Origin of the sequence: Thomasclavelia sp. (assembly GCF_017889095.1) — a bacterium.
Lineage (GTDB): Bacteria > Bacillota_I > Bacilli_A > Erysipelotrichales > Coprobacillaceae > Thomasclavelia.
The window spans coordinates 1-8,360 of the sequence record NZ_JAGHEW010000184.1 but is presented as its reverse complement, the minus strand read 5'-3'; the positions used below and the strand labels follow the sequence as shown (position 1 = coordinate 8,360).

General features: G+C 27.1%; 8 protein-coding genes. 1 reads left to right on the top strand and 7 read right to left on the bottom strand.

All coding sequences use genetic code 11. The annotated features are described in order from the left end of the window. Positions 1–110: 110 nt before the first annotated feature. From J7M77_RS07885 to J7M77_RS07870, 4 genes are read right to left on the bottom strand one after another with little or no spacing between them, the layout of a single operon-like run. On the bottom strand, positions 111–1,577 hold the full coding sequence (locus J7M77_RS07885; protein WP_296877285.1) for a glycoside hydrolase family 1 protein: 1,467 nt from the start codon (positions 1,575–1,577) through the stop codon (positions 111–113). A gap of 2 nt (positions 1,578–1,579) precedes the next feature. After that, positions 1,580–1,921 carry a PTS lactose/cellobiose transporter subunit IIA gene (locus J7M77_RS07880; RefSeq protein ID WP_296877284.1) on the bottom strand — a complete coding sequence of 114 codons (342 nt, stop codon included), beginning with the start codon at positions 1,919–1,921 and terminating at the stop codon, positions 1,580–1,582. Between the two features lie 21 nt (positions 1,922–1,942). Next, positions 1,943–3,214 (bottom strand): PTS transporter subunit EIIC, encoded by a 1,272-nt coding sequence (locus tag J7M77_RS07875; RefSeq protein ID WP_296877283.1) that lies wholly within the window; start codon positions 3,212–3,214, stop codon positions 1,943–1,945. A gap of 5 nt (positions 3,215–3,219) precedes the next feature. Further along, positions 3,220–3,549 carry a PTS sugar transporter subunit IIB gene (locus tag J7M77_RS07870; RefSeq protein WP_296877282.1) on the bottom strand — a complete coding sequence of 110 codons (330 nt, stop codon included), beginning with the start codon at positions 3,547–3,549 and terminating at the stop codon, positions 3,220–3,222. Between the two features lie 193 nt (positions 3,550–3,742). Between J7M77_RS07870 and J7M77_RS07865 the strand changes: the two genes are divergently transcribed. Continuing rightward, a complete protein-coding gene (locus J7M77_RS07865) occupies positions 3,743–5,656 on the top strand; it encodes a PTS sugar transporter subunit IIA (protein WP_296877281.1) in 1,914 nt (637 codons plus the stop codon). Between the two features lie 125 nt (positions 5,657–5,781). Here the strand turns inward: J7M77_RS07865 and J7M77_RS07860 are convergent, their stop codons facing one another. The 3 genes from J7M77_RS07860 to J7M77_RS07850 all read right to left on the bottom strand — a co-directional run. Next, positions 5,782–7,122, bottom strand: a complete 1,341-nt coding sequence (locus J7M77_RS07860) for a type II restriction endonuclease (protein WP_296877280.1) — start codon at positions 7,120–7,122, stop codon at positions 5,782–5,784. Next, on the bottom strand, positions 7,115–7,963 hold the full coding sequence (locus tag J7M77_RS07855; protein WP_296877279.1) for a DNA adenine methylase: 849 nt from the start codon (positions 7,961–7,963) through the stop codon (positions 7,115–7,117). The genes J7M77_RS07860 and J7M77_RS07855 overlap by 8 nt, the downstream gene beginning before the upstream one ends. 137 nt (positions 7,964–8,100) lie before the next feature. After that, positions 8,101–8,360 (bottom strand): hypothetical protein (locus tag J7M77_RS07850; protein WP_296877278.1); only part of this gene is annotated, 260 nt, incomplete at its 5' end.

The window sequence follows — 8,360 nt, the reverse complement described above, 5'->3', positions numbered from 1 at the left end:
TCCTTTCAAGCCTATTATACCTTATTTGTTCTACCTTAACTAGATTTATTCATGTTAAAAAATCACCCTATTTCCTAAAAAAATGAACCTATCAAATATCTAGGTTCATTCTATTTAATATTCTTTTTCGATAGTATTGATCCATTACTTTTAATAACATTTTGATACCATACATAAGAATCCTTCTTATATCTTTTATGACTACCTAATCCATAATCATCTTGATCATTATAAATAAATCCATATCTTTTTTTCATTTCACTTGTTCCCGAAGAAACCATGTCAATTGGTGACCAGACACAATAAGCAAAAACTTTAACTCCATGTTTTATTGCCTTATTTAAAGAAACGATATGTTCTCTAATATAATCAATACGATAATCATCATGGACTGTATTGTTATCTAATTTTTCAATTTGACCTATTCCATTTTCAGCAATCATCAATGGTTTTTGATATCGATCCCAATATTTAAGAAAACCATCATATAATCCAAGCGGATTAATTGTCCATCCCCATGGATTAGCTTTTAAATATGGATTTAACAATGAATCACCAATAGCTAACGTATTTTTTTCATGATCAACAACATTAGAATTATAATAACTGATTGCTAAAAAATCTAAAGTATTTTCTTTAATTAATATCAAATCATTTTCTTTGATTTCTATTGATATTTGATTATGGTTAAAATAGCTGATTGCATATCTTGGATATTCTCCTCTTAATTGCACATCACCATAAAAATACATTGTCATTTGATTTTTTTCAGTTGCAAAAACAACATCTTTAGGTTTACAAGTTATTGGGGTTACTAAAAAATCAGCTAACATACATCCAAATTTAAAATTTTTATTTATTTTTCTTCCAATTTCTTTTATTTTCGCACAAGCAACAAACTTATTATGAATAGCTTGATACTTTTTTTGTTCTAAGTTGGTGACAGTATCTTTTACAATTCCTAATGAACTAAGACTAACTCGCATTAAATTAATCTGATTTACAGGTATCCAGTATGTTACTTTATCTTGATATCTTTTCATAATTAAAGAAGCATAATCTATAAATGCATCAACAACTTTTTGTGATAAAAAACCATTGTATTTTAAAGCTAGGTCAATTGGCATATCATCATGATATAATGTAACGATTGGCTCTATTTTCATTTCTTTAAGTAAATCAAACATTTTATCGTAGTATTCTAACCCTTGTTCACTAGGTTTGGCATCTATTCCATTAGGAAAAATTCTTGCCCAGCATATTGAAAAACGAAAACAAGTAATCCCCATTTCTTTAAGTAATATTAAGTCTTCTTGATAACGATGATAAAATTCAATTCCTATTTTTTTAGGGAAATTATATTTTTCTGGAGAGTTAAGCCGCTTTAAGATTTCCTCTTTAGATAAATCTCCTTTTACTTTTGTTTTATCATTTGGATCATAATCTTGTAAATCTGCAACCGTCAAAGCCCTATCATCAGCCCCTTCAGCCTGCTTAGCACTTATTGCTACTCCCCATAAAAAATCTTCAGGAAAATTATTGTCTATTTGTTTTTCATATTTTTCTGTTAATAACACGTTTAATCCTCCCTATGATTTTGTAATTGATAAAAAGACTTAAATAAAATTATCATTTTTTCTGTTAGATTAACTTCACTCATGATTGTCATAAGCGTATCTTGAGCATGAGTAAATAATAAACATGTTTGATAGTGTTTGCCAGCTGCTTCCTTTTGAATTATTTCCGTTTGTTCTTGATGAGCTTTTTTTATATCCTCTTTTGCTTCTGTGATTTTTTTATATGCTTTTGAAAAATCAAAAATTTCTAATGCTTCTAATGCCTGATTGGCTTTTGTTCTTGCATTACCAGAATTCATAATGATTTTCATAGCAACTGATATTAAAAAACTATTTTCATCCATTTATTGCTCCTCCACACTATATTATTGTTCTTTTTCTTGTTCTTCTTTAATAAGTTGATTATCATATTTCATCAAAAATGGATACCAAATTAATGTATAAATGATAAACAAGATAAAGAACCAAATAAATGCTCTAAAATCATCTGTAGTTAACCATGTACAAATTGGTGCGGGAATACGCGAAATATTATTGACTCCTGAAGGAATATTTAATAAGCTAGCTTTCATTACAAACCAAATAATTAATGGACCTACAATTGAATTTATCCACATTGGAATCATTAGTAATGGATTAAAAACTATTGGCGCTCCATAAACTAGTGGTTCATTAATATTAAATATTGATGGTCCAATACAAATTTTTCCCATTGTTTTTAATTTTTTAGATTTACATTTAAATAACATTAAGAAATTCAATGGCAAAGTTCCACCTAAACCACCCATTGCAATCAAAGCTGTTGTAAAAATGGTTTCAGTTGTAACAATATAAATTGGATTACCACCTGCTAATGCCATCTCTGCATTAGCAGCAATTCCAGCCATCAAAATCGGTTTAACAATAGCATTTAATGACCATGCTGAAATTCCTACTGAATATAACAATACATATAAAAAGCAAATAACAACAAAACCAGGTAAAGATTGTCCTAAATTTACAACCGGTTGGAAAATCAAATTAATAAATTCAACTAAATCAAAATTTACTATAAATACAATTATTCCAAACATTAGATAAATAAAAGTCATAGGAACAATATTATTTATCCACTCACAAACGAAATCCGGCATTGTAACACTATCTTCTAAAACATGTAATTTTGCATATAAATGAAAAATCAACATTACAATCAATCCCACAATGATTGCTATAAATAAACCAGAGCCACCTAAAAAATTAATATCTGTGAAAGTAAGCTCTGTTTTGCCCGTTGTTGTATTTTGTAATAACGTAGCCATAGTTGGACATAACGCCATTAAAAATACTGTTACTGAAGTTAATCCTGCTGTTATCGTATATTTAGGATGATCAAGCTCTACCATTCCAAAATAAGTAACCATAAAAGCCACTATTAATGACATCATTCCAAAACTAAACGTATTTACAAAACTTAAATCAGGCAGTGATGGTATATAACGCACAAAGACATTGTAAATTGATATAACCGATCCTACTAAAATAAATGGCAAGATTTTTTGCATTGCACTTGCAACTGAAGCAATCCAAGGATTACTAAAAACCTTCTGCATTCCTGGTGCTAATTTATTAGTAAACCAATCCATAATTCCTTTCATTTTAACTATCTCCTATTATCTGTTTTTTCTATTTCTGATAAAGCCAATTCAAGCAATGCTTGTCCATCTAACATTGAATATGTTTCTTCTGGAATAAGAACTACCGGAACATTATATGGTGCTGCCATATCTTTAAATGTATTTAATCTAAATTCATAATGTGGTCCAATACAAAGAATATCCATCTTTGGTAAATATTGGGCAACTTCACTTTCACTTTTAGCTTCGATTGTTACATCCATCTTTTTTTTCTTAGCAACCGCTCTAGCTTTTTGCGCTAGAAATCCTGACGACAAGCCTCCTCCACAACATAGATAAATATGCATTTGTGCCATTTTTATTTCCTCCACTTCATATTTATTTGTAAGTTCTTGAACTTTACATTTATATTTAAACATTTTGTAAATAGCCACTCAACTAATCTTCTGCATCGTGCAAATATGCATTTTGCACGGTGCAAAATTCTAGTTTAAATAAATATTAAAACAACTATAATATAAATATAAGCAAATATGGAAGGATGATAGCATGAGAAAAAAAGAAAAAGAGCTGATTAATTATTTATATACTCATAATGAAAAAGTCACAGCTAATACTCTTTCAAAAGCATTAAATCTTTCTATTCGAACAATCAAATCATACATTGCTATGTTAAATATCGATTACCCAAATTTAATTACATCTAGTAATCGGGGTTATCTTATTAATAAAGCAAAAGCTAGTTCTTTGCTTCAATATGAAAATGATATTCCTCAAGACTATGAAAGTAGATGTATTTATATCATTAAAAAAACACTTTTAGAAAAACAAGATTATATTGATATTTTTGATCTATGCGAAGAATTATTTATCAGCTACAGTACTTTAAAAAAAGATATTTATAAAATGAATACTTCATTTGCAAATTTTGATATTACTTTTTCAAGTGAAAATAATAAACTTCATGTTGATGGATGTGAACAAAACAAACGAAAACTAATTAGTCATGTGATGTCAGAAGAGGTAAGCGGTAATTTTCTTAATTTAAATTTTCTACAAGAAAGTTTTCCTGATTATGATTTTGACGACGCTTATACAACAATCAAAGAGATTTGCAAACAACATCACTATTATCTCAATGATTTTTCTTGTGTTAATTTTATTTTACACGTAACTATCATGGTTAGCAGGATTAATCATGGTAATCATATTGTCAATAACAAATTAGATCAAATAAGCAATAATCATGATGAAAAAATAGCTAACGATTTATGTCTTGCTTTACAACAAATTTTTAATATTTCTTTTAATTCATCAGAAAAATTTGAAATATATGTTCTTTTTAAAAATAATGCTAATTATATAAATGATCAAAATGAAGATATTTCTTTATTAGTGCCTAATGAAATAATTCAAATTACCAAAAATATTATTAAAAAAGTTGATGAACATTTTTTTATTAATCTTGATTCTGATAACTTTATGACACCTTTCATGCTTCATCTAAAAAATCTAAAAAACAGATTAATAAAAAATAATATTTTAAAAAATCCTATGCTCGAGTCCATTAAAATCTCATGTCCTACTATATATGATATTTCTACATTTATTGCCTATCAGTTAATGTTATCTTTTCATGAAAATATCAGTGAAGATGAAATTGCTTTTATTGCATTACATGTAGGAACTGAGATTGAAAGACAAAAAAAGGAAAAAACAAAAGTAGCTTGTCTTTTATTATGTCCTGAATATCTAAATATTACTAGCACTTTATATAAAAAAATTATGATGGATTTTGGAGAATTATTAATTATCCAAAAATCAATTTCATTTGAAAATGAAATTGAAGGAAATGATTTTGATCTTCTCATTACAACTATTCCAGTATTAAAATCATCAAATTATTTTACTGTGCTATTACCACCATTTCCAATGAGCTATGAAAAAAATAAGATCTTAGATGCAATTATTAAAATTCAAAATATTAAGAAAAGCCAAATTCTTACTGAAAATCTAAATTTATATTTCAATGAGCAGCTTTTTTATTTAATCAATAAAGATATTAATAAAGAAACAGCAATTAACAAATTAGCTAAACAAATGATTGATCTGGGTTATGTAGAAGATAATTTTAAAGAAGAAGTATGGAAAAGGGAAAAAGCTAGTTCTACAGCTTTTATGAATATTGCTATTCCTCATCCAATGAAAATGAGTGCTTATAAAACTAGTATTGGCATAATAATAAGTCCCAAAGGAATTAATTGGGGTAATCAGCAATTTGTTAATGTGGTTTTCATGATTGCTTTTAATAAAATAGATAATAAAAACTTCCATACATTATATGAATCATTAATCTTGCTGTTCAATGAACCAATTGTAATAGCAGAAATAAAAAAATGTAGAAATTTTAATGATTTTATATCTATTGTTATAAAAAATTATATTAAATTTAATGACCAATAAAATAATATTTCATATATCTAATCCATTAAGTTAAAATTATTTATCAGCAATGAATTTAGAATGTAAATTTATTGCTGATTTTCTTTATTTAAAATAAATTCATATACATTAGTATATTCTACGATTTATGATAATTTAATTAAATTGAAGATCCATTTCAACCAACATTTCACAGACTGTGATCTTCTAACTATTTGTCCCTCATTACAAACATTTAATTCTCTCATTCTTTTTTGAATAGCTTTGCTTTCAGGTAATTCACCAAAATTATCAATAATTACATCAAAAAACTCTGCAAATATTTGATGTTCTAAAATCAGAGAAACTAACTTTAATTGTCTTTCTTTATATTGCATTTTGTAAATTTTTTTACCTAAAGATGTTAAAACTGATTTCACTTCGTTTTCTTCAGTACTAATCTTTTCAAATAACCCCAAATACTTGCCTGCATTATAATAATATTGAGATTGTCTGAAAACTGGTTTTCCGTTATTTAAATTAGAACCAAAGTGCATTAGCTCTGCTATTTCTTCATCATTCATTGGATTATCATTCATATTTTCCAACAAAGAAATTACCCTATCAAATGAATCTGCTTGAACAAATGGAGGCAAACTCTTATCTTCTTGATTATCAGTAAACTTTATTGGTGTAACATTTCTAACTTCAATTAGTTCTTCTAATGTAATTTCTGTATCTTGAAGAGAATAGTTTTTATTCTTAATCAATTTGATTGATGAATAATCGCTTATATCAGTAAATTCATATTCAAATAAACGATATATTTTATTTGAATATATTGAGAAAACAAGTCTAATCGGTTTATTAACTTTAGTTTTCCATAATCTATATGGATAATAAAGTTGTCTAACATGGAAATCAGGATGAAGTACATTTTTAGCTTCCATAATTATTACCGACTCCGAATTTTCAAACCCACCATCAATTTCACATTGAGCATTATTGACTAGAATATGTTGTTTCGATCCTCTCACAGTATTAACATTGAAATCAAATATACCTGTACTCATACGACCATTAAATGTACCAACATTTTCATCAGTATCCAAAAAGTCATCTAATATTTTTGATAATATCAATACATTAATTGCATTAGCTTCAGATGAAATGTTATTAATATCTATACTTTCATATTCTGGTAATTCTACTGCAGTCATTTTTGTTACCTGTTCTTCAAGTTCAGGAATATCTTGATATAAAAGAAAATCTCCTAATACATAAGAATGTCTACTAGTAGGCAAAATATTGATTTTATTACGTTTCAAAGCAGAAGGTAATTGCTTCGAACTATCCCATTTTGACATTAGTCTTGGTTCTTTGAATTCTTTTATTTGTGAAGCTTCAATATGAAATATCCCATCTTCTTCTATTTTCTTTACAATATCATATTTTTCTAATAACTTTTCCCAAGCTTCATCTACTGATAAATCTTTATTTTTACTCATAATTGTATATTAACACCTCATTTATTTCTCCTCTAGAATTTCCTTTACTATTAATAGCTCTTTTAGCTTTAATAGTTTTTATTTTATAATCACTATACAACTCTCTAATAAACTCACAATCAGAATTTGATTGTAAGAATTTAATACCTTTTCCATCTAATTTATCACATACTTCTTTTAATTCTCTTTGCTTATCTTCATTAAAACCATTTTCAGTATAACCTGTAAATGAAGATGAACTAGAAATTGGCATATATGGAGGATCTAAATAAACAAACGCCCCTCTTCTCAATCCTTTTAAAGCATCTTTAAAATCTACATTTTTAATGATAATATTATTTTCATTAAAATACTTTGACATTGCCCTAATAACCGTTTCGTTTACTATATTTGGATTTTTGTACTTCCCATATGGGGAATTAAATTGTCCTGCGGAATTTACTCTGTACAAACCATTATAACAAGTTTTATTCAAATAAATAACTCTTGCTGCTTTTTGTACTACTGTCATTTGTGAAAAAAAATCAGGTTTTCTGTCATATTCTCTCACGATATAAAAATGTTCTGATGTATTATTTTCTTTATGAAATTGTAATTCTTTAATCAATTCTTCGGGATAATCCTTAATAACTGTATAAACGTTAATTAATTCACTATTAAAATCATTTATTATTGCTTTCTTGGGTTGCAATTCAAATAACACAGCCCCTCCTCCAATAAACGGTTCAACATAAGTTGAACAATTTTTAGGTATCATAGGAATTATATCATTCAATAGCTGTCTTTTGCCACCAACCCATTTTAAAACTGGACTTAATACTAAATTTTTCTGATTTGCCATTAAAAAACACCCCTTCCTATATCATAGGTCATTTTATCATATTCAAAGATAAAACTAAATAAAAACGAGTTTTTTTGTAAATAAATAAGTATAATTAAAAAATTTCGCTCTTTTTAAGAAAAATGTTGTTTTTATTATCAGTCCTGCGCGAATATACCGTATCTATATTCATAATATGCTTCTTTAAGAGATATCGGCATAGGCATTTGCGATATAAATACATTCTTAAATGACTTTGTTTTGATTACTTCTTCAAACAGTTTATCTACAATCTCTTTTCTCTTGTACTGATACTTCATCTGTTTCCTTAATATATTGAAATCTATATATCCCTGTGCATATCTCGTTGAAATTCCTTTTGTTTTTGTTATGATTCCATTAATTTCACTCATCATTT